Here is a 24,347-nt window from a genome sequence, read left to right as displayed (position 1 = left end):
TAGGATTGGAGGCCAAAATTTATAATCTATTCATGACAGGCGTTTAACTCTACGTGTACTGGAAAACAGATACCATAGAAATACCGGATTGGGACAGGCACTCGCTTCTGGACAGGCTCGAACCCTTCGATCCGGCCTGCGCGCGGGATCTCAGCGACGAAATGGTCGCCTACTGCCGCTTTTACGGTCTGGATCTCTGGGTGGAGCACCCGGACGTTGCTTACCATCAGGGGTACGTCAACGCGTGTGATCACGAGGTCATGGTGCATTATTTCCGGTTGCCGGAGCAGGCAGGTGAACGCGGCACAGTGTTTATTATGCATGGCTACTTCGATCATGTTGGGCTTTACAGCCAGTTGATTGACCGCTGTCTGGGCGCCGGCTTTGATGTGCTGGCTTATGATCAACCGGGACATGGTCTTTCCAGCGGCACGCCGGCGGCGATTGGAAGTTTTCTCGAATACCAGGGTGTCTTGACAGATGTGATGGCCAAGGTCAGAGACAAGGTACGCCAGCCCTGGTTTGCGGTGGGCCAGAGCACCGGTGGCGCGATCCTGATCGACTATCTGTTGTCCAATCAGCACAATCAGCAGACCTCGGATTTTCGGAAAGTAGTGCTGCTGGCGCCACTGGTAAGGCCGGCGGGCTGGTTAGGAGCCAAGGTACTCCATAGCATCGCCAAACCGTTCATTTCCCGCTGGCGCCGGGTGTTTGCGGAGAACAGCGGTAATAGCCGTTTTCTGAGGTTTCTGCGTGAACACGATCCGCTCCAGGCCAGGGCCGTACACGTAGATTGGGTGAGTGCGTTGCGAAAGTGGGTGCCCCATATCGAATCGGCCCGGCCTGTCGACTTTCCAGTGACCGTCGTGCAAGGTGAAAAGGACCTGACAGTCGATTGGCAACACAATTTGCGCATTATCCGGAATAAATTTTCGGCGGTGGAGGAACTGAAAATCCCTGACGGACGTCATCATCTTGTGAACGAAGCTCAGGATTTACAGGCAACCGTATTCAATACCATCATTGATACATTCACGAATTCGGCAGAAAGGACCCGTTGAATCGGGTTTGCTGAAGAAACAAGGCACAGGAGAAAGCTGTGAAGAAGACGATTCTTGCATTTGCGGTGGCAACGTTTGGTCTTGGTGGTTGTATGACCTATGACCCGTACACGGGTGAAGAGAAAACGTCGAATGCGACCAAGGGAAGTATCATTGGCGCGATTGGCGGCGCGGCAATCGGTGCTGCAACTTCCAGTAGCAGCGACCGCGGCAAAGGCGCCCTGATTGGCGCGGCCAGTGGTGCTGCTATCGGCGGTGGCGTTGGTTACTACATGGATAAGCAGGAAGCCGAGCTGCGTCGCAAGCTGGAGGGTTCCGGTGTTCGCGTAGTGCGTAACGGCGACGAGATTGAGCTGATCATGCCGGGCAACATCACCTTTGACCTGAATGAATCGACGATCAAGCCTTCATTCAGCGGCACTCTCGAATCAGTTGCTCTGGTACTGAAGGAATTCGACAAAACGATTATTCAGATTGAAGGCCATACCGACAGCTCCGGTTCGGACAGCTACAACCAGCTGCTCAGCGAGCGTCGCGCCTCCTCAGTACGTGACTTCCTGCTGAATCAGGGCATTGAGCCCAAGCGCACCCGTGCTGTGGGCTATGGTGAGCGCTATCCCGTGGCGTCCAACGATACCCCGGCTGGTCGTGAGCAGAACCGTCGCGTTGAACTGACGCTGGTGCCCATGCAGTAAGCAGGCTGTTCTACCGCCATAAAAAAACCGGAGCAAATGCTCCGGTTTTTTTGTCTCAGGCCATGAATCAGAACAGGACGCGGCAGCGAATCGTTCCCTTCACTTTGAGCAGCTTTTCCAGCGCCAACTCGCCGTATTCTTTGTCCACGTCCACAACCACGTAACCAATGTCTTCCTTGGTTTGCAGGTACTGACCGCAGACGTTGATGCCGTTCTCCGAGAATACCTGGTTGATTTCGGACATCACGCCCGGCACATTCTCGTGAATGTGCAGCAGGCGGTGCTGGTTGGGGTGGGATGGCAGCGCCACTTCCGGGAAGTTCACGGACGAAACGGACGTGCCGTTGTCGCTGTACATGGCCAGCTTTTCCGCCACTTCCCGACCGATGTTCTCCTGGGCTTCGATGGTGGAGCCGCCCACGTGCGGGGTCAGGATCACGTTATCAAATTCCCGTAGAGGAGACACAAACTCCTCATCGTTGGATTTGGGTTCCACCGGGAATACGTCGATGGCGGCGCCCAGCAGTTTGCCGCTGCGCAGAGCGTCGGCCAGGGCATCAATGTCGACAACCGTGCCACGGGAGGCATTCATCAGAATGCTGCCGGGCTTCATCTGGGCAAACTGCTCGGCCTTGAACATGTACTTGGTGGCCGGTGTTTCCGGCACGTGCAGGCTGACCACGTCGGCAATGTTGAGCAGCTCCTGGAGCGTGCCCACCTGAGTGGCGTTACCGATCGACAGCTTTGACACTACATCGTAGAAATACACATCCATGCCCAGGCCCTCGGCCAGGACACTGAACTGGGTGCCGATGTTGCCGTAGCCGATGATGCCCAGCTTCTTGCCGCGGATTTCATAGCTGTCCTTGGCGGACTTCAGCCATTCGCCGCGATGGGCTTTGGCGTTTTTCTCTGGAACACCACGCAGGAGCAGAATGGCCTGGGCCAGAACCAGTTCGGCAACGCTCCGGGTGTTGGAGAAGGGCGCGTTGAATACGGCAATGCCGCGCCGGGTGGCTGCCTGGAGATCCACCTGGTTGGTACCGATACAGAAACAACCCACGGCCACCAGCTTGTTGGCGGCTTCAAATACTTTCTCTGTCAGCTGGGTGCGCGAGCGGATGCCGATGAAGTGCGCATCGGCAATTTTCTCGATCAGCTCTTCCTCGGCCAGCGAGTGAGACAGGTACTCGATGTTGGTATAGCCCGCAGCGTTCAGGGTATCAATGGCAGATTGATGGACGCCTTCCAGCAGCAGGATACGGATTTTGCTCTTCTCAAGAGACGTATTTGACATGGGCTTGCTTCCGAACCTTTCGTCACGTGAAATGACCTGTGGCCAGTGATCGTCGGGGCTGGCTCACAGAACAGGGCCGGTATGATACCATAAACGCAGATTTTCACAGCGCGCCGGTTTGCCTGAATCAACTGTCTGTGACTCCTGTTGCAGGATGCTCCGGCCAAAACCTGACGAGACCGAATAGCCCATGAATTCTGAACAGATCATTGCTTCCCTCAAAGACCTGATGGCTACTGGCGATGCACCCGGCAAGGTGCTGACCGACCCGGCAGATCTGGATACCTATGGCAAGGACTGGACCAAGATCTACCCACCCAAACCTTTGGCGATTGCCTTGCCCAAAACCACTGAGCAGGTGCAGGCGCTGGTGAAGTTCGCCAATGAGAATCAGGTGGCGCTGGTGCCTTCCGGCGGCCGGACAGGTCTGAGTGCCGGTGCCGTGGCCGCCAATGGTGAAGTGGTTGTGGCGTTCGACAACATGAACCAGATCCTGGATTTCAACGCCAGTGATCGAGTGGTTCGCTGTCAGGCGGGCGTTGTGACCGAGCAGCTCCAGAATTTTGCTGAAGAAAATGATCTGTATTACCCGGTAGATTTTGCCTCCGCCGGTTCCAGCCAACTGGGGGGCAACCTCTCCACCAACGCCGGCGGTATCAAAGTGATCCGTTATGGCATGAGCCGGGACTGGGTGGCTGGGCTCAAGGTAGTCACTGGCAAGGGCGATATCCTGGATCTGAACAAGGATCTGGAAAAGAACAACACCGGTTACGATTTGCGCCACCTGTTTATCGGTGCAGAGGGCACGCTAGGCTTTATCACGGAAGCGACCATGAAGCTGTCCCGCAAGCCGGATAACCTGACCGTACTGGTGCTGGGGCTGAACGATCTGACCAACACCATGGACGTGCTGCAGACTTTCCAGAAAAAAATTGATCTCACCGCCTATGAGTTTTTCTCTCATCAGGCCATGGGGCACGTGCTGGCCCATGGCCAGGTGCAGGCGCCGTTTGAAACCGCAGCGCCTTACTATGCGCTACTCGAGTTCGAATCTGTCTCAGACCAGGTGATGGACGACGCCATGACCCTGTTTGGGCAATGTGTGGAGAACGGCTGGGTGCTCGATGGTGTGATCAGCCAGAGCGAAACCCAGGCCCAGAACCTGTGGCAGTTGCGCGAGCGCATCTCCGAATCCATCGCGCCCCGCACGCCCTACAAGAATGACATCTCCGTGGTGGTCTCCAAGGTGCCGGGTTTCCTGCAGGAAATCGACGCCGTGGTTACCGAGCACTATCCGGATTTCGAGATTATCTGGTTCGGGCACATCGGCGATGGCAACCTGCATCTCAATATCCTCAAGCCGGAAGATATGGCCAACGAGGACTTTTTCGAGAAGTGCCAGCAGGTTAACAAATGGGTGTTCGAGATTGTCGAGCGCTACCAGGGCAGTGTGTCAGCCGAGCACGGTGTGGGTATGACCAAGAAGCCCTATCTTCAATATACACGCAGTGAGGCGGAGATCGCTTACCTGAGAGGTATTAAAAAGGTATTCGATCCCAACGGCATCATGAACCCAGGCAAGATTTTCGACTGATGCAGGACCACATCGTTGTACTGACAGGCGCAGGTATCAGCGCCGAGAGCGGTCTCTCCACATTCCGTGACAACGGCGGGCTGTGGGAGCAGCACAGTGTGTACGATGTGGCCACGCCCGAGGCGTTTGCCCGGAATCAGGAGCTGGTGCTGAGGTTCTACAACGACCGCCGGCGCCAGCTGGAATCCGCCCAGCCCAACCGGGCCCATCGCCTGCTGGCAGAGTTGGAAAAGCGGTACCGGGTAACGGTGATCACCCAGAACGTGGACGATCTCCACGAACGGGGTGGCGCCAGCAACGTCATTCATCTTCACGGCGAGCTCACCAAGGCCCGCAGTTCACGGTATCCGGAGCTGGTTTACGACATTGGTTATCGTGATATCAATCCGGGCGACACCTGCGACCGCGGCGCCCAGCTTCGCCCCCATATCGTCTGGTTCGGTGAGGAAGTTCCCATGTTGGAAAAGGCCGCCGACATTGTGCGCACCGCCGATCATCTGCTGATCGTAGGGACGTCGCTCCAGGTCTATCCGGCGGCGGGGCTGGTGTATGAGGTGGACATGGATGTGCCCATCACGGTCGTCGACCCGGGAGAGCCCGCTTCAGTGTCCCGTGCCCGGGTCATTCGCAAGGGGGCTGCCGAGGGTGTGGCCGAGTGGGCTGATAGCCTGAAGTAATTCTCCATTTCTCGAGGCTCATCTTGGCGCAGCGGTCTCTGAAGCCTTAAGGTATTTCTCGAGCTCTGACCGAAATGCCGCCTGAACCCCCAGTCTTTTCAGCATCCAGTAGTGGCCAGCAATCATTCGGTCAATGAAAATGCTCTCCACAGGTGGTTTGAAATAGTCGAGGTATTTAAACACCGTGCTGGTTTTTTCGGCGACGCGTTTATGAATGTCGGCTTCCGCGAAATCGTATGGTTGGTCGCGCTGCTCAAAAGGCACCACGAGTATGTCCCGCCACATCGCGTAATACGCTTCATCCACGGCTGGCTGGCTTCCCACCCGCGCGCCAAGATCGATCAGGTAGCGGTCCAGGGCCTCATAGTCTTCATCAAGCGCGGCCACGAGGGCGTTGCGGTAGGCTTCGACGATCTCCGGCTTGAGTTTTTTCACGCAGCCGAAGTCGTACATGATGATGGAGCCGTCCGGTCGGTAGGCGAAGTTGCCGGCGTGGGGATCGCCGTGGATGCACTGGAACCGGAATAGCTGGTCCGCCATGAGGGTGAAGATGCGATGGCCGATCAGGTTGACGGTGTCCTGATCGTATTGCTCCCGGGTGACCTTGCTGACGTGATCGCCCTCCACCAGTTCCATGGTCAGCACCCGCCGGGTGGAATGGCCGGGAATGACCGCCGGGATCAGGACCCAGGGCTGTTGTTCGTGGAACTTGCGGAACAGCTCGATGTTCCGGGCCTCGTTTTCGTAATCCAGCTCTTCTTTCAGGCGTTCCCGGATTTCTGCAAACAGCTTATCCACGGACTCCTTTGGCATTTTCAGCAGGCCGCCGAGTTTGAGCGTCATTCTCAGCTGTTTCAGGTCCGAGTCGCAGGATTCGTCTACGCCGGGATACTGGACCTTGACGATCACATCGGTGCCATCTTGCAGGCGGGCGCGGTGCACCTGACCGATGGATGCGGCCGCGTAAGGTTTTTCCTGGAGGTACTCGAACAATTCGGAGACCGGCTTCCCGAGCTCGGATTCGATCTGCCCCACGATTACCTCGAACGGCATTGGTGGCGCTTCTTTCTGCAGTTTTTCCAGGGCTTCCGAGAATTCCCTGGGCAGAAAATCCTGCGTCTGGGAGGCAATCTGACCGACCTTCATCACGGCACCCTTGAGCTCCCCGAGGGTGTCGGCTATCTGCCCGGCCATGCGGGTATAGCTTTCACTCTGAGCGCCCTCGTCGTTCTCCGAGCGAAAAAGCCTGCGAGCGCGCTGGCCCGCATACTGGCCTGCCACGGAAGCAGTCATGCCAGCGAGCTTGAAGAAGCGACCACGTCGGGAGGTAACCGGTTTCTTTGCCATAAATACCATTACGCCTTTGACCGGATTTGGGTTTAGCCGGTCCTGCACGTTAAACCACTTTGGTCTCCACGAACAGCAGGTCTTCCAGTTCAAGTGACAGGGTCTGGCCCGAGACCAACGGGCCAACGCCCTTTGGCGTACCCGTAAGCACGACATCGCCGGGAAGCAGGGTGAACTGGCCGCTGATGTGGGCAATTAACGGCACAATGGGATTCAGCATATCCCGGGTGTCACCGGTTTGCTGGCGGTGCCCGTCGATATCCAGGGTAAAGTGAATGTTGTCCACGGCGAGTTTGTCAGCCGAGATGAACGGTGACAGGGGACAGGCTCCATCGAACCCCTTGGCGCGCTCCCATGGCTGCCCTTTCTCTTTGAGCCGGGTTTGCAGATCACGGAGGGTCAGGTCCAGCGCCAGGCCATACCCGAGTATTGCGGCTTCGGCCTGGCTGGCGGATACGTTGGTCAGAGGGCGGCCAATGAGAACGGCCAGTTCGGTTTCATAGTGGACCTCCCCCTGGTCTGCCGGAATTCTCAGGGGGCGGGTGATATGGACGGCCGAGGTGGAGGGTTTGATGAACAGCAGGGGCTCGTCGGGCACCGGATTGTTCAGTTCCTTTGCATGCTCCGCGTAGTTGCGGCCAATACAGACGATTTTGCCTAACGGCAGGTGAATCGAAGTTCCGTCTTTCCAGTGATGTTGGTAATCCGGCATGGCTGCCCCCTGTCCACGTTCGGTTAATCCCCTTCAAACGAGCAGACAGTATAAACCTGAAGACCCTCTTCCTGAAGCTTGCGGGAGCCGCCGAGATCCGGGAGATCAATCATGGCGGCCACTTCCACAATTTCGGCGCCGATCCGGCGGATCAGCCGGGCCGCGGCCAGCATGGTGCCACCGGTGGCAATCAGGTCGTCCACCAGTACCACATTATCGCCCGGCTTGAAGGCATCTTTGTGCAGCTCGACGGAGGCGGTGCCGTACTCAAGCTCGTAGTCTTCCACCAGGGTATCGAATGGCAGCTTGCCCTTCTTTCGCACCAGTACCAGGGACGCGTTGAGCTCGTAGGCCAGTGCTGAACCGATGATGAAACCGCGCGCGTCCACAGCTGCCACCGCATCAATCTTGTGGCCGTGATAGCGGTGTACGAAGGCATCAATCAGCTTCCGGAATGCAGTCTTGTCCTGCAGTACCGTGGTGATATCACGAAAGGCTACGCCGGGCTTTGGCCAGTCCGGCACCGTACGAATCGCCTTTTTGATGCTCTCAGAAAAATAATCCATAAACGTTCCGGTTAATGCTCTGGATGCGGATCAGGCCGCATCCAGGAAAATGAATTTCAGAACAAAGACGACAGCAATAATAACAACGCTGGCGTTCAAATCCGCCCAGCGGCCGCTCAGAGCCTTCAGGATGGCGTAGGTAATGAACCCGAGGGCAATGCCGTTTGCGATGGAGAACGTCAGCGGCATCATCAGGGCTGTGACCACAGCCGGAGCCGCGTCGGTAACGTCATCCCAGTCAACCAGTTTGAGGCCGCTGGCCATCAGAACCGCAACGTAGAGTAGCGCCGGAGCGGTTGCGTAGGCGGGAATGATGCTGGCAATGGGCGACAGCAGCAAACACGCCAGGAACAGTGCGGCAACAACCACAGCGGTCAGGCCGGTACGCCCGCCAGCGGAAATACCCGCCGTTGATTCGATGTAGCTGGTGGTGGTCGAGGTGCCGAGGGCAGCACCGGACATGGTGGCGACCGAATCGGACATCAGGGCCCGGCCCAGGCGCGGCAGCTTGCCGTCCTTGTCCAGCAGTCCACCACGTTGGGCAGCGCCTATGAGCGTGCCGGAGGTGTCGAAAAGGTCAACGAACAGGAACGCAAAAATAACGCTGATCATGCCCACGTTCAGGGCGCCCGCCAGATCCAGCTGCATGAAAGTGGGAGCCAGGCTGGGCGGCGCGGAAACAAAGCCTTTGTATTCCACCATCCCCAGCGCCATGGCAACGCCGGTAACCGCGATGATACCAATCATGACAGCGCCGGTTACCTGACGGAACGACAGTGCGCAGATCAGCACGAAGCCGCCGAAGAACAGCAGGCTTTCGGCAACCTTCACTTCACCAAGGCCAACCAGAGTTGCAGGATGATCCACCACAATGCCGGCGTTTTTGAGCGCAATCAGGGCCAGAAAGAAACCAATGCCGGCAGAAATGCCGAACCGCAAGGACATCGGGATGCTGTTAATGATCCATTCACGGACCTTGAAAATGCTCAGCAGGAAGAACAGGAAGCCGGATATGAACACCGCCCCCAGCGCCATCTGCCAGCTGTAGCCCATGCTGCCAACGACCGTAAAGGAGAAGAAAGCGTTCAGTCCCATACCCGGCGCCAGGGCGATGGGGTAGTTGGCCCACAACCCCATGATCAGCGTGCCGATAACGGCTGCAAGGCAGGTAGCGACGAAGACAGCCCCGAAATCCATGCCGGTAGACGACAGGATGCTCGGGTTGACCACAATGATGTATGCCATGGTCAGGAAGGTGGTAATGCCCGCAACCACTTCTTTACGAACGGTGGTGCCGTGGGCCTGGAGTTGGAACAGTCGTTCAAGCATGACGGGTGTCTGCCTCACAGGATGCTGAAAGTTAGTATTTGGGAATCTGGTTTGAGTGGAATTCGTGGATTGCGTGAAAAAACGGCAATATTACCGACTCATGCGCCTCAGGCCAAGGGATGATTGACAGTTCGTCAACCAGCCGATGGGGCTAGCTGTTATGTGGATCCCGCTGGAGCCGGATATCAAACCGCACGGCCAGCATGCGCACGATCACGATGAAAAGCAGTCCGATGGTCAGAGGCAGGGCCTCGTTGTCCAGGAACCACTGGCAGACGAAATACAGCCAGCAACCGGCAAACGAAATGGATGCGTAGATCTGGTCTTTGCGGAAAATGTAGGGCACTTCGTTGCACAGAGTGTCTCGCAGTGCGCCGCCAAACGTACCGGTCATGACGCCGAGAAGAGAGGCTACAAACCACGAGTGTCCCAGGTCGAGGGCCAGTTGGGCGCCCAGAATGGAAAAAACTCCCAGTCCGATGGCATCCGGAAAGACGATTCTGGACTCCCGAAGCCGCTCCGCCCGTTTCCAGTAACTGAAGACAATTGCCATCGCCAGAATCAGCATGGGCTGTTCCTCATGCTTGATCCAGTAGAGCGGGTGGTTGTCCATGATCAGGTCCCGAAGGGTACCGCCACCTAGCGCCGTGATAAATCCGATGGTAAACACGCCCACAGGATCCATATTCTTGGAGCGCGCCACGATCATGCCGGAAATCGCGAAGGCGACGATTCCTATCATTTCAAGTACGTAGATGATGTCGAGCATGGCGAAACCCGGGAGAGGCGGAGAATGGCCTGATGGCCTGGTTTTGAGCGCCGAGGATAGCGGAAAAAGCGCCTCCTTTCATCTACGGATCGGGCCTGTCAGGTTTGTGGCCACCCGGAACTGTGATCCATAACGACACGTTCAGACGTATCTTGGATTCATCTTACGTCTATCCTGTTGTACGGAGTTGCTATGTCCTTGATGCGTCTGGCCTATGCCAGTGAAGCCACGTTCGAAGCCAAGCCGGTGGAAAAAGGTGTAGAGCCACACGTTGCGCGAATCCTGATGACCTCCCGAAAAAACAACGCCAGAGACCAACTGGTGGGTGGTCTTTATTACGGCAACGACCGCTTTTTCCAGTATCTGGAAGGAGATGAAGATGCGGTGCGCAGGACCTTCGATCGCATTCTGAAGGATGAGCGCCATAAGAATGTCGTGACCCTCATCGAAGAGCCGCTCACAAGCCGGACCTTTAGCAACTGGTCTATGAAGTATGTGCCTCTCTCCCGGGATGTCCGGAACTTTCTCGATGAAGAGGGGCTGGAATCCTTCGAGCCGTCCTCTTTTACATCGGATCAGTGCGAGAAAATGATCGAGCTAATACGCAACTCCAGCCAGGATCAGAATCTGGTCAACCGGGACGACAATAAATCCGTCGGCGACGTCCCCCAGGTGTTGTCGTCCGGAATGAAGATGGGCCTGATCGTGGCCGGTCTGGTGCTGGTAGGGGCTCTGGTGATTGGCGGGACCATGCTCTGATGGAATTGCTGTAAAAATAAGCCTTGCTTATGCGGTTGGATAAAAGAACTTTATTTGCTTCATGATAAGACTCTGTTTAGCTTGACGGATAACAATCACAGGCGTGCACTGCCTGGAGCCCGATCAAACAAAAATGGAGAGTTCATGAAAGCCATCCTCTGCAAGGAATATGGACCCGCTGAGACGCTGGTCATCGAAGATGTTCCCAGTCCTGAGGTGAAAGGCCGAGGCGTAAAAGTCCGCGTAAAAGCCGCCGGCCTGAATTTCCCCGACACCCTCATTATTGAAAACAAATATCAGTTGAAGCCAAGTCTTCCGTTTTCGCCCGGTGGTGAAATGGCTGGTGAGGTTATCGAAGTTGGTGACAAAGTCACGCGCTTCAAGGTAGGGGACCGTGTCGCAGGCCTGACCGGTTATGGCGCTTTTGCAGAAGAAGTCATCGTGCCGGAGCAGAACCTGCTGCCCGTTCCCGATGGCATGTCAGACGAGAAGGCGGCCGCCTTCACCATGGTTTACGGCACTTCCTATTATGCCCTGAAGCAGCGGGGCAACCTCCAGCCTGGCGAAACGCTACTCGTTCTTGGCGCCAGTGGTGGCGTTGGCCTCGCCACGGTCGAACTGGGCAAGGCCATGGGCGCCAAGGTCATCGCAGCGGCCAGTTCTGCCGAGAAGCTGGCTGTGGCCAAAGAGGCCGGCGCCGACGAGCTGATAAACTACACCGAAGAGCCTCTCAAAGATGCGGTAAAGAAGCTCACCCACAGCAAGGGCGTGGACGTGATCTACGACCCGGTCGGCGGTGACTTTACCGAACAGGCCCTTCGCGCCACGGGGTGGAACGGCCGCCACCTGATCATCGGCTTTGCTGCCGGTGATATACCGAAAATCCCCGCCAATCTGACGCTCCTGAAAGGCTGCTCCGTGGTTGGCGTGTTCTGGGGCAGCTTCACCCAGCGCGAGCCGGAGGCGAGCGCGCAGAACATGATGGAGCTGATGAAGCTCTATGCCGAAGGCAAGATCGATCCGAAGATCAGCGCCGTCTACGACTTTGAGAACTACGCCGAGGCTCTGGGGGCTCTGACTGGTCGTAAGGCCACCGGCAAGGTTGTGCTCAAGGTCGGCTCCTGAGTTATATCGTAGCCTGCGAGTCTGAGGAGGTTGCCGGTTGGAGGCACTTCCCAAAAACCGCTACGAGCACATCCATGTGCGCTTGGCGTCGGCCATCCCTGGCCGCCGACATTTTTGGGAAGTGCCTCCAACCGGCAACTTCTGACATCAGTTATATCTCAGGTTGCAGAGACTATATCGCTATAGCCCGTTGGTGAGGGTGGGTGCCTCCTCCCAAAAATGTAGAGGGCCAAGGACGGCCCGAAACAAGCGCACACGGACGTGCTTGTAGCGGTTTTTGGGAGGAGGCACCCACCCTCACCACTCCGCTAACCCAAAAGGCTAGGGCCCAGACAAACGGCCAATCATCAAAACCGAACCGAGCCCGAGTTAATCTCCGAAACCAGCTCCGAAGTCAGCAGGGAATACCCGTCAGTCCCCGGCAACCAGGCATAAACCTCCTCGCTTTCCCGAAGTGAATAACCAAGCTTCTGGATGTCCACTTTGCGGTACTTGAAGGTGCCGGTTTTCTCTATGGCGTGGGTGACGCGCACGAACACCGGTACCGCATAGGCTGGCAAATTGTCCTGCAGATAGCGGAACAAGCGATTTATATCGAAGGCCCGGCCGTTGCTCTGGGGCACGAGCGTCACCATCCCGGCCTTGCCGTTGGTTCCGGGGATCTCGACGCCGTAGACAATGGCTTCCTCTGCCATGCCAGAGCCGTCTATGATGTTCTCGACTTCCGTGGTGGAGACATTTTCGCCTTTCCAACGGAAGGTATCACCCATGCGGTCAACGAACTGCAGATGGCCGCAGCCGATTTCCTTCAGTACATCACCGGTGTTAAACCAGGCATCGCCTTTTTTGAATGCGTTGCGGAGGATGGATTTTTCCGTGGCCTCCTTCTGGGTGTAGCCTTCGAATGACCATTTCTTGGTGATCTCCCCGATCAACAGGCCGGGCTCACCTTTTGCCACTTCCTGCATCAAGCCTTTTTCGTTACGCACCGGGTCCCGCGTGCCTTCGTGGAACTTCACCAGCTTGTAAGGCGCCGTGGAGAAACCGACAGTGTTGTCCATGTTGAAGAAGTTGCTGAAGCCGATGTTGCCTTCGCTTGAGGCATAGAGTTCCGCCACGGTTTCTATGCCGAAGCGTTCCTTGAACTCTTTCCAGATGGATGGGCGCAGGCCGTTGCCGATCATTTTGGTGAGGCTGTGGTTGCGGTCCTGCTCGCCAGGCGGCTGGTTCAGCAGATAGCGACAGAGTTCGCCGACATAACCGAAGGTGGTGGCATGGTAACGGCGCACATCGTCCCAGAAGGCGCTGGCAGAGAATTTACGGCGCAGGGCAATGGCCGAGCCGCCGGCCAGCACTGAGCCCCAGCACACCAGCAGGGCGGTGCCATGGTAAAGGGGCAGGGTGCAGTAGAGAACGTCCTCTGTCTCCATGGCCAGCGACATCAGGCCGAATCCGCCGTAGGCCTTGATAAACTTCCTGTGCGAGCCCGGGGCCGCCTTGGGCAGTCCGGTGGTGCCGGAAGTAAACAGGTAAATGGCGTTGTCCCCCATTTTCGGGGGAGTGTTCACCACCGGACTATCGCTGTTGAAGGTGCTGACCTGCTCGGCCATGTTGGCGTAACCGGACGGGGCATCGCCAAAGGCGTTCAGGGTATTGGTGTCTGCCAGAAACTGGAAGGGCTGCGGGTGGTCAGTCTTGAGTTCTGCCTTGATACCGTCAAAGGCCTCCACCAGCTCTTCGCCCACAATTGTCATCTTCGGCTCAATCAGGTTAATGCTGTGTTCCAGCACCTTGCCTTTCTGGGAGGTATTGAGCATGGCGCAGGCGACGCCGAGCTTGGCGGCGCCGGCCACCACGGCCAGCAGCTCCGGCCGGTTTTCAAGGAATACCGCAATGGCATCGCCTTTGGTGAGTCCCTGTTCTTGCAGATAGCGTGCGATACGATTGGCCCACGAATTCAGCTCGCTCCAGGTGATCGTTCGATCCTCGAACAGGATGGCTGGTCGATTGCCGAAGGACCGGGCGTTATTCTCGATCAGCGTGCCCAGAGTGAGCTCTCGCTTCTCGTTCTTGAGGGAATAGTAATAAAGCCCCCGCGTGATTGACGGCAGGCGCCGAAGCACGCCGGGCAGGCTGCGGGCAATGTCCAGTGCGGATACGTTGTCTTGGCTCATGTGTTTTCCGTTGGTCCCTTTTATTGTGCGAGCTGAGAGCCTGTAACAACGCATGTCGCGGCCTCAGTCCAGAAACAGATCCGGCATTAGCGGCTTGTCGCCTGGCTCGTACCGGTAGTGCTCGAAGTCGGTCATACCGTCCTGCCTCAGCAGGTCTTCATCGATCAGGTTCTGGCCGGTCATGCTGTCAGGCGACCGGCCCAGGATGCTGACGGCGGCATCGGCCATAATGTCCGGCTTTCTGCCCTGGGCCATCAGTTGCGGACCGCCCACTTCGAACTCGATGGCCGCCGTGGCGATCAGGGTTTTCGGCCACAGGGTATTTACCGCTATGCCATATCGCTTGAATTCCTCGGCCATGCCCAGGCTCAGCATGGTCATGGCGTACTTCGTAGTGGTGTAGGGCCCATACTGGGCGAACCACCGGGTATTCAGGTTCAAGGGCGGCGAAAGGCTCAGTATGTGGGCCTGGTCCGACTCTTTGAGCCAGGGCAGAGCCGCCTGGCTGCAGGCCATGACCGCCCGGGCATTGACCTGATGCATCAGGTCGTACCGGCTGACCTTGAGTTTCTCAACGCCGGTAAGTCGAATCGCACCGGCGTTGTTCACCAGGGCGTCGATGCCATCAAAATGTTCGCCCGCTTCGTCGATGCGCTGGCGAATCTGTTTTTCGTCCCGCACATCCAAAAGCAGTGGCAGTGCCTGGCCGCCGGCTTCGCGCACTTCCTCGGCCACGGTGTGAATGGTGCCAGGCAGCTTCGGGTGTGGAGTGTCCGATTTGGCGGCAATCACCACATTGGCGCCCTGGCGGGCACAGGCGAGGGCAATAGCTCTGCCGATGCCCCGGCTGGCGCCCGTGATAAAAACGGTGCGGTTACGCAATGTACTCATGCGTTACTCTCCTGTTCGGCTGTCTCGCTGGCGCTGATTTCAACCAACAACTGACTGCGTTTGACCTGGTCGCCCTTGCCGGCATGAACCTCGCCCACAATGCCGTCTCGATCGGCTTTTACCGGATGCTCCATTTTCATGGCTTCCAGTATCACCAGCGTATCGCCCTGGCGAACGCTCTGACCAGTCTCTACCAACACATCAATAATGGCGCCATCCATGGTTGCCTGGATTCTTCCACTGCCAGCGCCACCTGCGCCTTGCGCAGGCTGATGGGTAACATCCCGAACCGACCAGGATTGCCCGAACGCCTGCAAATATAAGGAATCGCCCTGGCGGTGATATTGGCAAGTCTGACGAACACCATTGTCGATAATGCACAACAGGCCATCCCGCTGGCTTTCAAGCACCAGAGTGTGTCGGGTTTCGCCCATGTTGAACGTCAACCGGTTACCGCTGCGGGTCACCAGTAACTCCACAGTGGCGTCGCCACTTTCGAGCTTGATTGGCGTCATGGTGGCCGGTGCATTGCTCCAGGCGCTCTGTCCGGCAATGCCATGGTCAAGCACGCAGGCGGCCAGCGCCAGTTGGCGTATATCCAGAGTCTGGGGCTGCAGGGATGGATCTTCGCTGAACGCCTGCTGCAGGAAGGCGGTGGTAGCCTCACCAGCCCCGAAGGTGTCGTCCGCGATAATCCGGCTCAGGAAATGTCGGTTGGTGGTCACGCCGAATACGGTGGTGTCCTCCAGGGCCCGGATCAGGCGGCGACGGGCTTCGTCCCGGTTCTGGCCCCAGGCAATGACTTTGGCCAGCATGGGGTCGTAGTGGGGTGTGATGGTGTCTCCGGAGCGAACGCCCGTATCGTATCGAAGGCCTTCTCCCTCTGCTGGTTCAAAGGCATACAGTGGTCCGGTCTGGGGGGTGAATCCGTGAGCGGGATCCTCCGCATAGAGCCGCACTTCAATGGCGTGGCCATTGAGCTGTATTTCGTCCTGGGTGAGTGGCAGTTCACGGCCTTCAGCAACGGTGAGCTGCCAGGCCACCAGGTCCTGGCCGGTAATCAGCTCGGTGACCGGGTGCTCCACCTGCAGGCGGGTGTTCATTTCCAGGAAGTAGAAGTTCCGGTGTTTATCGACCAGGAACTCGACGGTGCCGGCGCCTTCGTAGTTACAGGCCAGCGCCGCTTTCACTGCGGCCTCGCCCATGGCCTGTCGCAGTTCGGGTGTGACAAAGGGAGAGGGCGCTTCTTCGACCACTTTCTGGTGCCGGCGCTGGACCGAGCAGTCTCGTTCGCCCAGGTAGACGGCGTTGCCGTGTCGGTCGGCGAACACCTGGATTTCCACGTGCCGGGGCTCAATCACGGCTTTTTCGAGGATCAATTCGTCGTCGCCGAAGGCCTGCTTGGATTCAGACCGGGCCCTTTTGATGTTGTCGGCCAGTTCGGATTCGCTTTCAACCAGGCGCATGCCGCGGCCACCGCCGCCGGCTGAGGCTTTGATCATCAGCGGGTAGCCGATGTTTTTGGCGGCGGCGATCAGTTCGTCGTCGCTGGCATTGTTACCTTCGACAGGGCCCTCATATCCGGGCACGACGGGTACGCCGGCTTCCTGCATGGCAATTTTGGAGCGCCGTTTGCTGCCCATCAGCTCAATGGCCGAGGCGGGCGGGCCAACGAACACCAGGCCGGCGTCTTTGCAGGCGTTGGCGAAGGTGGCGTTCTCGGAGAGGAAGCCGTAGCCGGGGTGGATGCAGTCGGCGCCGGTCTTGCGGGCAGCGTCGAGGATAGCGTCGCTGTTCAGGTAGGAAGCAGATACCTGGGCCGGGCCAATGCAAACGGCTTCGTCAGCCAGTTCCACGTGCATGGCTTTGGCGTCAGCCTCGGAGTAGACGGCCACGGTGCGGTAACCCATTGATTTCGCGGTTCGGATGACCCGGACTGCGATTTCGCCTCGGTTGGCTACTAATAGTTTCTTTAACATGTTCTTATTCTCTCCTTTGGAGTAGGCCGCGAGGCTGAGTGCCGTCTGGCTTCCAGAAAAACGCTACGAGCACATCCATGTGCGCTTGGCGTCGGCCATCCATGGCCGCCGACATTTTCTGGAAGCCAGACGGCACTCACCCTCGCTCCGCATCAGTCCAATTCGCCTGCCCACGCTGGCTTCCGCTTTTGCATGAAAGCCATGGTGCCCTCTGTTCCTTCGCTGCCCCGGATGGCTTCAGCAAACTTTTCAGCCGCGCTGTCAAGCAAACCGCTCATCGGCTCATGACCAACCCGATGCAACAACGCCTTGGTTTCTGCGGTGGCAACCGGGGCACATTGGTGAACACGGTCCAGGGCGCTCGCCATCATCTCTTCCAGTTCATCACCAGAAGTGGCCGCTTGGTGAACGATTCCAAGGCGACATGCTTCCTCTGCATCAATTCTCAAACCAAGCAAAGCCAGCCGGCGGGCCTGTGTGAGGCCGATGCGTTCAACCACAAAGGGTGCAATCTGAGCGGGAATCACGCCGAGTGAGGTTTCCGGCATGCCGAATTTCGCTGTTGGCCCGGCAATGGCAACGTCGGAAACGCAGGCGAGGCCGAATCCGCCGCCCATGACGGCACCCTCGGTGACCGCGATGACTACTTTCGAGGATTCGTTCACCTGCTGGATCATCTGGCCGAATGCCCGGTTCAGGCGGTAAAACGGATCGGCCTCGCCTTCGGCCGCCTTCTGCCCCCGGGCACCGGCCATGTCTTTGATGTCACCGCCGGCGCAGAAATGACCACCAGAACCCCGGATAACGACGGCGCGGATGTGCAGGTCGCTCTCGATTTGCGTAAATACGGCCGAGAGCTCCGCCACCATTTCCAGGCTCATGGCGTTGCGGACGTCCGGGCGGTTAATGGTGATGAACAGGGTGGGGCCCTGTTTCTCCAGAATGAGGGTTTCGCAATGTGGTAGCTGATCCATAACTGACTCCACGAAATTTGTCTGGGGGCTATCGGGTCGGGTCAGGCGTCCGGGACTGTGAGCAGCATGGATGCTGCGATCAAGCCTACATGGACGTATTCACGGCGTGTCCGGGACGCCTGATCCGGCCCGATAGCCCTGCCACCGAAGCCTAAGGCACTTAGTCGCGCTTTTTGCCCGGAAGCGTCCCCATCATCTTGCAGATAATCCCGAGCATGATTTCATCGGCACCACCGCCGATGGACACCAGTCTTACATCCCGGTGTGCGCGAGAAATCGGGTTATCCCACATGTAACCGTTGCCACCCCAGTACTGCAGGCAGCTGTCCGTAACCTCACGTCCCAGACGCCCGGCCTTGAGCTTGGCCATGGACGCCAGGCGGGTCACATCCTTGCCTTCAACGTGCAGTTCACAGGCCTGGTAGGTGAGGGCACGGAGGGCCTCAACTTCGGTTTGCAGCTCGGCCAGACGGAAGTGAATCACCTGGTTATCGATCAGTGGCTGGCCAAAGGTCTTGCGCTCGCGGCAGTACTCGATGGTCTTGTTGATGCAATTTTCCAGCGCCTTGATGACGTTGGCGGCACCCCAAAGGCGCTCTTCCTGGAACTGCAGCATCTGCATCATGAAACCGGTGCCCTCGGCGCCAATGCGGTAGCGCTGGGGCACGCGCACGTCGTCAAAGAAAATCTGTGCGGTTTCTGAAGAGCGCATACCCAGCTTATTCAGGTGCGGGCTGAAGGAGATGCCCGGAGTTTTTGTTGGCACCACAATCAGGGATTTGTTCTTGTGGGGCTTGTCGTCCGAGGTGTTGGCCAGCAGGCAGATGAAGTCGGACTTGGGGCTGTTGGTGATCCACATCTTGGAGCCGTTGATGATGTAGTCGTCACCGTCTTTTCTGGCGGTGGTTTTCATCCCCGCCACATCCGAACCTGCGCCCACTTCACTGACACCGATGCACCCGACCATGTCACCGGCAATGGCCGGCGCCAGGAAGCTGCGCTTCAGCTCATCGGAACCAAACCGGGATATCGCCGGGGTACACATGTCAGTCTGAACCCCAATGGCCAGCGGCACGCCGCCACAATGGGCCATGCCCAATTCTTCCGCCGCCACCAGGTTGTAGCTGTAATCCAAACCCATGCCGCCATATTCTTCCGGCTTTTGAATGCCCAGAATTCCCAGGTTGCCGAGTTTCTTGAAAAGCTCATGAATCGGGAATTCCCCGGCGGCTTCCCATTCGTCGCAATGAGGATTGATTTCCTTCTCCACGAAATCGCGGACGGTTTTTCGAAGGGCTTCGTGTTCGGCTGTGAATTTCACGTTCTTGTTCTCCTGATTGTTAGTTCGTGCCTTCTGTTTGCTAGTGCACGTTCTTTAACTTGGGTGGCGGCTGTGTGGGATCGGTTTCAGAAAACCGCTACGAGCACATCCATGTGCGCTTGGCGTCGGCCATCCATGGCCGCCGACATTTTCTGAAACCGATCCCACACAGCCGCTTACGTCTGCAAACTGGTTGCTGCCCGCTGGCAGCTATTTGTTTTTGTAGGTCGGCTTAACCGAAGGCGTAATCCGACCTACCGTTGTTTTTTGCATGCTGCCGCTGAAAAGCATGCTGGTTTTAAGCGTTAACTCTGAATTCCGAAGAACCGGTTGGGGCACCCTGTCCAAAAATGTCGACGGCCAAGGATGGCCGGCGCCAAGCGCACATGGATGTGCTCGTAGCGGTTTTTGGACAGGGTGCCCCAACCGGTTCATCCCGCAAAACAAGCAATCCCATAGGCGGGCCCCACCAAACCCAAAAAGCCTACAGGCGGGCCACACCAAAGGTATTGGGCCGCAACTGCCTCGCCTCGGCTTCCCGGCAAACGTCCAGAACCAGGGCCAGAACGCGCCGCGTATCCCGCGGATCGATTAGCCCGTCATCCCATAATCTGGCCGTTCCGAACAACGCCGTTGAGCCTTCCTCCAGTTTTTTGGCCGTCGCCTGCTCCAGAAAATCAAGTGTCTTCGGATCCGGCTCCATGCCGCCGCGACGCTGCTTGTCTTCGGCCACAATACGCATCACCTTGCCAGCCTGTGCAGGGCCCATGACTGCTGTTCGGCTGTTGGGCCATGCAAAGATGAACCGTGGGTCCAGACCACGTCCGCACATGGCGTAGTTACCTGCACCATAGGAACCACCGATGACAATTGCGACCTTTGGCACCCGACAATTGGCCACGGCCTGGATCATTTTTGATCCGTGTTTGATGATTCCGTTCTGCTCCGAGTGGGTGCCCACCATGAAACCGGTTGTGTTATGCAGGAACAGCAGCGGCGTTCCGGCCTGGTCGCAGAGCTGGATGAACTGGGCCGCTTTGGCGGATCCGGCCGGGGTGATCGGGCCGTTGTTGCCGATGATGCCAACCGAGTGACCTTCGATACGGATGGTGCCGCAGACGGTCTGGTCGTCGAACTCGTTCTTGAAGTCCATGAACTTCGAGCCGTCGGCGATTCGGGCAAGAATCTCGCGAACGTCGTAGGGTTTTTTAGAATCTGCCGGGATCACGCCCAGGAGTTCCTCGGCCGGGTAGAGTGGTTCCTCCCATTTCAGTTCTCGCTTCGGCGGCAGTTGCTCGTTCCAGGGCAAGGCCTCGAGGATATTTCTGGCCTGGCGGATGCCGTCGGCGTCGTCTTCGGCCAGGTATTCGGCGGTTCCTGCCACAGTGGCGTGCATTTCGGCACCGCCGAGTTCCTCGTCAGTGGCAACTTCGCCGGTGGCGGCTTTCAGAAGCGGGGGGCCGGCCAGGAACATCTTGGCCTGCTCACGCACCACGATCACATAGTCGGACAGCCCCGGCTGATAGGCGCCGCCGGCGGTGGCGTTGCCATGGACGACGGTAACCTGGGGAATGCCGGCGGCGGACATGCGCGCCTGGTTGGCAAAGCCCCGGGCGCCGAGCACGAAAATATCGGTAGCGTAGTTCAGGTTGGCGCCGCCGCTTTCGGACAGGGAAACTACGGGGAGTTTGTTCTCCATGGCAATCTGCTGAAGCCGCAGAGTCTTGTCCAGGCCGGCCGGGGTAATGGTGCCTCCTTTGATAGCGCTGTTGCTTGCTACTACCAGGCAACGAATGCCACTGACATAACCAATACCAGCGATGATCCCGCCGCCGGCCATGCTCCCGTCCTTGTCATCGTGCATCTTGTAGCCGGCGAGCGAGCAGAGCTCCAGGAAGGGTGTTCCCCGGTCCAGCAACCGGTTGATACGGTCCCTCGGAAGCAGCTTGCCCCGCTTGGTGAACTTCTCCCGGGCCGCTTCCGCCAGATCCAGCACCTTCTGTTCCACATCCCGGAACGTGGTGATGTGGGCGTCCATGGCCTCAGCATTGGTGCGGAAATCCTCGGACTGGGAGCTTACGGTGGATTCAAGTACCTGCATGGTAGGCTCCTCAGTCGTCGCTCAGAACTTTCGGGGTAACGGCCCGGTGAAAGCCGTTGTAGGGATCGTTATTCTTGGCCTTCGGCAACGGCCACACCCGGCCACCCTGGGAGGCGCCGCCATCGATCCGCAGGCAGTCGCCGCTGATAAACGCTGCGCCAGGGCTGAGAAGGAAACAGATCGCCGAGCTGACTTCGGATTCGGTACCCATCCGCTTGATAGGCACGTTATCGCCCAGGCTGCGAATCCACTGCCTCATGTGTTCGGGGTAGTTGTCCATGCCGCTGGAGGCAATCCAGCCCGGAGCAACGGCATTCACCCGAACGCCCGATGCACCCCACTCAACAGCGGCCGTTTGAGTAAAGTTCACCATCCCGGCCCGGGCAGCACCGGAGTGCCCCATGCCGGGCATGCCGCCCCACATATCTGCGACGATATTGACGATGGCCCCCCCGGTCTTCGACAGCGCCTGAGTGTATGCTTCCCGAGCCATCAGAAAACCGCCGGTCAGATTGGTTCGCACGACGGTTTCCCAGCCCTTCTGGTTAATCCCGGTCAGGGGCGCCTGGAACTGCCCGCCGGCATTGTTTACCAGTCCGTTCAGACCGCCGTGTTCGGCAATGATCGCTTTCACCGTGGCTTTGACTGATTCCTCCTCACGGATATCGCAGACATGGGAGGACGCAATGCCGCCGTCCTCAGTGATCTCAGCTTTCACAGATTCCACTTTCTCGGACTTGCGACCCACCAGAGCAACCCGCGCGCCCAGGGCAGCAAGTTCATGGGCGGTGCACCGGCCGATGCCAGAACCGCCGCCGGTCACAATAAACACTTGGCCTTTAAACAAGTCGGGATGAAAAACAGACTGATAGCTCATATCTCGAAAACCTTTCCAAATGTTCGGGCGTTCGGGCCGTTGGCCCCTCCCGGGACTGTGAGCAGCATGGATGCTGCGATCAAGCGTACAGGGACGTATTCACAGCGTGTCCCGGGAGGGGCCAACGGCCCGAGCGCCTGCTCCATGGTCCATTAGTTGATGATCTTTGAAGGGACAGGCACCGGAAACTCCAATAGCTGCTGCGCAAACGCCTTCCCCTGGGGATCAATCCGCAAGCTGGCGACACCCCCGCCACCAAGACTGTGCTCCAGCAGGAAATTGATGGCCTGCAAACCGGGCATGGCCCAGCGGGTGACCCGACCGTTTTCCGGATTCAGGGTATGTGCCATCCATTCCGCAACGGCCGCTTCCGTCAGTGCGGTTTCAATGAACGGCAAAAATTCCGGCTTGCGGGCAATCACGCCAATGTTGGTGTGGTCGCCCTTGTCGCCACTGCGGGCCCAGGCAAGTTTCACCAGAGGAACAGTGGTATCGGTGGCGCTGGTGTCATGAGTGAACGACTGTGGCGGAAGGTCGGCACTATCGAAGCCGCCGCTGGTCTCAACTTCAACCGCCTGCCGCTCGCCACCCAGATCCACGGATACCTCGACTTCTGTTTTAGGCACCAGGCAGGAATACAGCCGGATTTTCGGCCACACGGTCGGACGCCCTCCGACAATTCCGGTAATTCCCGGTGCCATGCCCGTTGCCGCCTGGGCAATTTCCCGGGAAAACAGCACAAGCGCTTCTTTCTTGGGATGGGCCGTGCTGATCTTGACCACGACTTCCCGGCAATCCTCACCCCGGCCGTGAGCGCCATAAGTGGTTTCGGTACCCAGAAGCTCGATGCTGGTTTCACTGTAATCGGGCAAACCACGCTCACTGAACATGCGAGAGGTCTTGGCGAGGATGGCCTGGGCCACGGTCTGGGCTTTGGCCCTGGCGTTCATACCAGCCAGAAGGAATGTGACAGTACACTTGAAGCCGTCCGGCCAGGTGCCCGACACCTTGTAGCTGTCCGTGGGCGCAAGGCCCCGGGCGCCTCGAACCTGAACCTGGTCCTTGCCCGTTTCCTCCAATTCAACGCCCGTGAAATCGCAGGTAACGTCCGGCAGCAGATAGGCCCTGGGGTCGCCAATCTCATAGACCAACTGTTCGGCCACCGTACCCCGGCTCACCAGGCCGCCGGTGTCCTCGGGCTTGGTGATAAAAAAGCTGCCGTCGGCACTCACTTCGGCAATCGGGAAGCCCATGTTCGCGTAGCCACCGGCCACCTCTTCCCAATCGGTAAAGTTGCCACCTGTAGCCTGGGCGCCGCATTCCAGCAGATGCCCGGCCAGGCTACCCTGGGCCAGCTTGTCGTAATCCTGCCAGCTCCAACCGAATTCATGGACCAGAGGCGCCAGCACCAGAGCGCTGTCCGCAACCCGGCCGGTAATGACAATGTCGGCGCCCTGTTCCAGGGCAGCAACCAGGCCCGGCGCGCCGAGGTAAGCGTTCAGGCTGACCATCATGGGAGGCATTGGCTGGCCGGAGGTCATCTCGGTGATGCCCATATCGGCCAGCTTTTTCTTTTTCATCTGAAGGTCGTCGCCCAGAACCAGGGCGATCCTCATGTCTACGCCTGCCTTCTCGCAGAGGGCCTGAAGGGCGTCGCGACAGGCTACCGGGTTCACGCCGCCAGCGTTGGCCAGTACGCGGATGCCTTTTTTCTTGATGTCCTCAAGCAGGGGAGCCATGACCGTCTGGACGAAATCCCGTGCATAGCCCTGGGACGGATCTTTCATCTTCTGCCCGGCCATGATCGACATGGTGATTTCGGCCAGGTAATCGGCCACCAGGTAGTCAATGTTGCCCTGATGAACCAGTTGCGCGGCGGCGGTCTCGGTATCGCCCCAGAAAGCGGCGGAGCATCCGATGCGAACAGTTTTTTGAGATTCAGCCATGTTCCTGTGCCCTGTTTAAGCCCTGTCTATGGTTACCGATTCGATGCCCGGGGCAATCGCGGTTTTGTCTAACATGGAATTGACAATACCAAGCAAGCGCTTGGTTTGTAAATAGGCAAGTTTCAGGTAGAATTAAAGGCCTCTTTTGCCAAC

Annotated in this window: 20 protein-coding genes; 6 read left to right on the top strand and 14 right to left on the bottom strand. The window is 58.0% G+C overall.

Annotated elements, in window-relative coordinates:
• Positions 1-53: 53 nt before the first annotated feature.
• Positions 54-1,061, top strand: coding sequence for an alpha/beta hydrolase (locus NUW46_RS14175; RefSeq protein WP_069182978.1), 1,008 nt, complete (start codon positions 54-56; stop codon positions 1,059-1,061).
• Between the two features lie 38 nt (positions 1,062-1,099).
• Positions 1,100-1,756: an OmpA family protein gene (locus tag NUW46_RS14170; RefSeq protein WP_222465019.1), complete on the top strand. Its 657-nt coding sequence runs from the start codon at positions 1,100-1,102 to the stop codon at positions 1,754-1,756.
• Positions 1,757-1,823: 67 nt separating this feature from the next.
• On the opposite strand, the gene serA is transcribed toward NUW46_RS14170, so the two are convergent.
• Positions 1,824-3,053, bottom strand: coding sequence for a phosphoglycerate dehydrogenase (gene serA, locus NUW46_RS14165; protein WP_209400783.1), 1,230 nt, complete (start codon positions 3,051-3,053; stop codon positions 1,824-1,826).
• A 190-nt stretch (positions 3,054-3,243) separates the two neighbouring features.
• Between serA and NUW46_RS14160 the strand changes: the two genes are divergently transcribed.
• Together NUW46_RS14160 and NUW46_RS14155 are read left to right on the top strand one after the other, a co-directional pair.
• On the top strand, positions 3,244-4,647 hold the full coding sequence (locus NUW46_RS14160; RefSeq protein WP_418140417.1) for an FAD-binding oxidoreductase: 1,404 nt from the start codon (positions 3,244-3,246) through the stop codon (positions 4,645-4,647).
• Entirely contained in the window at positions 4,647-5,324 is a 678-nt protein-coding gene (locus tag NUW46_RS14155) for an SIR2 family NAD-dependent protein deacylase (protein ID WP_418140416.1), read from the top strand. Before NUW46_RS14160 ends, NUW46_RS14155 begins: the two co-directional genes overlap by 1 nt.
• A gap of 18 nt (positions 5,325-5,342) precedes the next feature.
• Here NUW46_RS14155 and NUW46_RS14150 read toward each other — a convergent pair whose 3' ends face one another.
• From NUW46_RS14150 to NUW46_RS14130, 5 genes are all read right to left on the bottom strand, one after another.
• Complete coding sequence (locus NUW46_RS14150) at positions 5,343-6,671, bottom strand: ABC1 kinase family protein (protein ID WP_418140415.1); 1,329 nt, start codon at positions 6,669-6,671, stop codon at positions 5,343-5,345.
• Between the two features lie 49 nt (positions 6,672-6,720).
• Positions 6,721-7,383, bottom strand: coding sequence for a fumarylacetoacetate hydrolase family protein (locus NUW46_RS14145; RefSeq protein ID WP_418140414.1), 663 nt, complete (start codon positions 7,381-7,383; stop codon positions 6,721-6,723).
• Between the two features lie 23 nt (positions 7,384-7,406).
• Entirely contained in the window at positions 7,407-7,949 is a 543-nt protein-coding gene (locus NUW46_RS14140) for an adenine phosphoribosyltransferase (protein WP_069182984.1), read from the bottom strand.
• A gap of 30 nt (positions 7,950-7,979) precedes the next feature.
• On the bottom strand, positions 7,980-9,278 hold the full coding sequence (locus NUW46_RS14135) for an NCS2 family permease (RefSeq protein WP_418140413.1): 1,299 nt from the start codon (positions 9,276-9,278) through the stop codon (positions 7,980-7,982).
• 151 nt (positions 9,279-9,429) lie between these two features.
• Positions 9,430-10,047, bottom strand: coding sequence for a trimeric intracellular cation channel family protein (locus NUW46_RS14130; protein WP_069182986.1), 618 nt, complete (start codon positions 10,045-10,047; stop codon positions 9,430-9,432).
• Between the two features lie 192 nt (positions 10,048-10,239).
• Between NUW46_RS14130 and NUW46_RS14125 the strand changes: the two genes are divergently transcribed.
• Both NUW46_RS14125 and NUW46_RS14120 read left to right on the top strand, forming a co-directional pair.
• Positions 10,240-10,806 (top strand): BLUF domain-containing protein, encoded by a 567-nt coding sequence (locus NUW46_RS14125; protein WP_418140412.1) that lies wholly within the window; start codon positions 10,240-10,242, stop codon positions 10,804-10,806.
• 144 nt (positions 10,807-10,950) lie between these two features.
• Positions 10,951-11,931 carry an NADPH:quinone oxidoreductase family protein gene (locus tag NUW46_RS14120; protein ID WP_418140411.1) on the top strand — a complete coding sequence of 327 codons (981 nt, stop codon included), beginning with the start codon at positions 10,951-10,953 and terminating at the stop codon, positions 11,929-11,931.
• Positions 11,932-12,278: 347 nt separating this feature from the next.
• Here NUW46_RS14120 and NUW46_RS14115 read toward each other — a convergent pair whose 3' ends face one another.
• The 8 genes from NUW46_RS14115 to NUW46_RS14080 all read right to left on the bottom strand — a co-directional run bounded on the left by NUW46_RS14115 (position 12,279) and on the right by NUW46_RS14080 (position 24,194).
• Entirely contained in the window at positions 12,279-14,105 is a 1,827-nt protein-coding gene (locus NUW46_RS14115) for a long-chain-acyl-CoA synthetase (protein WP_418140410.1), read from the bottom strand.
• A 63-nt stretch (positions 14,106-14,168) separates the two neighbouring features.
• Positions 14,169-14,996 (bottom strand): SDR family oxidoreductase, encoded by an 828-nt coding sequence (locus NUW46_RS14110; protein WP_418140409.1) that lies wholly within the window; start codon positions 14,994-14,996, stop codon positions 14,169-14,171.
• Positions 14,993-16,975, bottom strand: coding sequence for an acetyl/propionyl/methylcrotonyl-CoA carboxylase subunit alpha (locus tag NUW46_RS14105; protein WP_222465010.1), 1,983 nt, complete (start codon positions 16,973-16,975; stop codon positions 14,993-14,995). Before NUW46_RS14105 ends, NUW46_RS14110 begins: the two co-directional genes overlap by 4 nt.
• A gap of 152 nt (positions 16,976-17,127) precedes the next feature.
• Positions 17,128-17,949, bottom strand: a complete 822-nt coding sequence (locus NUW46_RS14100; protein WP_418140408.1) for an enoyl-CoA hydratase/isomerase family protein — start codon at positions 17,947-17,949, stop codon at positions 17,128-17,130.
• Positions 17,950-18,109: 160 nt separating this feature from the next.
• Positions 18,110-19,270, bottom strand: a complete 1,161-nt coding sequence (atuD, locus tag NUW46_RS14095; protein WP_069182993.1) for a citronellyl-CoA dehydrogenase — start codon at positions 19,268-19,270, stop codon at positions 18,110-18,112.
• 484 nt (positions 19,271-19,754) lie between these two features.
• A complete protein-coding gene (locus tag NUW46_RS14090; protein ID WP_153633740.1) occupies positions 19,755-21,371 on the bottom strand; it encodes an acyl-CoA carboxylase subunit beta in 1,617 nt (538 codons plus the stop codon).
• A gap of 10 nt (positions 21,372-21,381) precedes the next feature.
• Positions 21,382-22,248: an SDR family oxidoreductase gene (locus NUW46_RS14085; RefSeq protein ID WP_418140407.1), complete on the bottom strand. Its 867-nt coding sequence runs from the start codon at positions 22,246-22,248 to the stop codon at positions 21,382-21,384.
• A gap of 152 nt (positions 22,249-22,400) precedes the next feature.
• Complete coding sequence (locus NUW46_RS14080) at positions 22,401-24,194, bottom strand: acyclic terpene utilization AtuA family protein (protein ID WP_418140406.1); 1,794 nt, start codon at positions 24,192-24,194, stop codon at positions 22,401-22,403.
• Between the last annotated feature and the right edge of the window lie 153 nt (positions 24,195-24,347).

It is taken from the genome of Marinobacter sp. MA (assembly GCF_048298425.1).
Taxonomy (GTDB): Bacteria; Pseudomonadota; Gammaproteobacteria; order Pseudomonadales; family Oleiphilaceae; genus Marinobacter; species Marinobacter salsuginis.
This window is presented reverse-complemented; position numbering and strand designations above follow the sequence as displayed.

What these genes read in the sequence shown, in the direction of transcription:
- serA (WP_209400783.1), bottom strand. Translation starts at nt 3,053, where the DNA reads ATGTCAAATACGTCTCTTGAGAAGAGCAAAATCCGTATCCTGCTGCTG.
- NUW46_RS14160 (WP_418140417.1), top strand. Translation starts at nt 3,244, where the DNA reads ATGAATTCTGAACAGATCATTGCTTCCCTCAAAGACCTGATGGCTACT.
- NUW46_RS14155 (WP_418140416.1), top strand. Translation starts at nt 4,647, where the DNA reads ATGCAGGACCACATCGTTGTACTGACAGGCGCAGGTATCAGCGCCGAG.
- NUW46_RS14150 (WP_418140415.1), bottom strand. Translation starts at nt 6,671, where the DNA reads ATGGCAAAGAAACCGGTTACCTCCCGACGTGGTCGCTTCTTCAAGCTC.
- NUW46_RS14145 (WP_418140414.1), bottom strand. Translation starts at nt 7,383, where the DNA reads ATGCCGGATTACCAACATCACTGGAAAGACGGAACTTCGATTCACCTG.
- NUW46_RS14140 (WP_069182984.1), bottom strand. Translation starts at nt 7,949, where the DNA reads ATGGATTATTTTTCTGAGAGCATCAAAAAGGCGATTCGTACGGTGCCG.
- NUW46_RS14135 (WP_418140413.1), bottom strand. Translation starts at nt 9,278, where the DNA reads ATGCTTGAACGACTGTTCCAACTCCAGGCCCACGGCACCACCGTTCGT.
- NUW46_RS14130 (WP_069182986.1), bottom strand. Translation starts at nt 10,047, where the DNA reads ATGCTCGACATCATCTACGTACTTGAAATGATAGGAATCGTCGCCTTC.
- NUW46_RS14125 (WP_418140412.1), top strand. Translation starts at nt 10,240, where the DNA reads ATGTCCTTGATGCGTCTGGCCTATGCCAGTGAAGCCACGTTCGAAGCC.
- NUW46_RS14120 (WP_418140411.1), top strand. Translation starts at nt 10,951, where the DNA reads ATGAAAGCCATCCTCTGCAAGGAATATGGACCCGCTGAGACGCTGGTC.
- NUW46_RS14115 (WP_418140410.1), bottom strand. Translation starts at nt 14,105, where the DNA reads ATGAGCCAAGACAACGTATCCGCACTGGACATTGCCCGCAGCCTGCCC.
- NUW46_RS14110 (WP_418140409.1), bottom strand. Translation starts at nt 14,996, where the DNA reads ATGAGTACATTGCGTAACCGCACCGTTTTTATCACGGGCGCCAGCCGG.
- NUW46_RS14105 (WP_222465010.1), bottom strand. Translation starts at nt 16,975, where the DNA reads ATGTTAAAGAAACTATTAGTAGCCAACCGAGGCGAAATCGCAGTCCGG.
- NUW46_RS14100 (WP_418140408.1), bottom strand. Translation starts at nt 17,949, where the DNA reads ATGGATCAGCTACCACATTGCGAAACCCTCATTCTGGAGAAACAGGGC.
- NUW46_RS14090 (WP_153633740.1), bottom strand. Translation starts at nt 21,371, where the DNA reads ATGCAGGTACTTGAATCCACCGTAAGCTCCCAGTCCGAGGATTTCCGC.
- NUW46_RS14085 (WP_418140407.1), bottom strand. Translation starts at nt 22,248, where the DNA reads ATGAGCTATCAGTCTGTTTTTCATCCCGACTTGTTTAAAGGCCAAGTG.
- NUW46_RS14080 (WP_418140406.1), bottom strand. Translation starts at nt 24,194, where the DNA reads ATGGCTGAATCTCAAAAAACTGTTCGCATCGGATGCTCCGCCGCTTTC.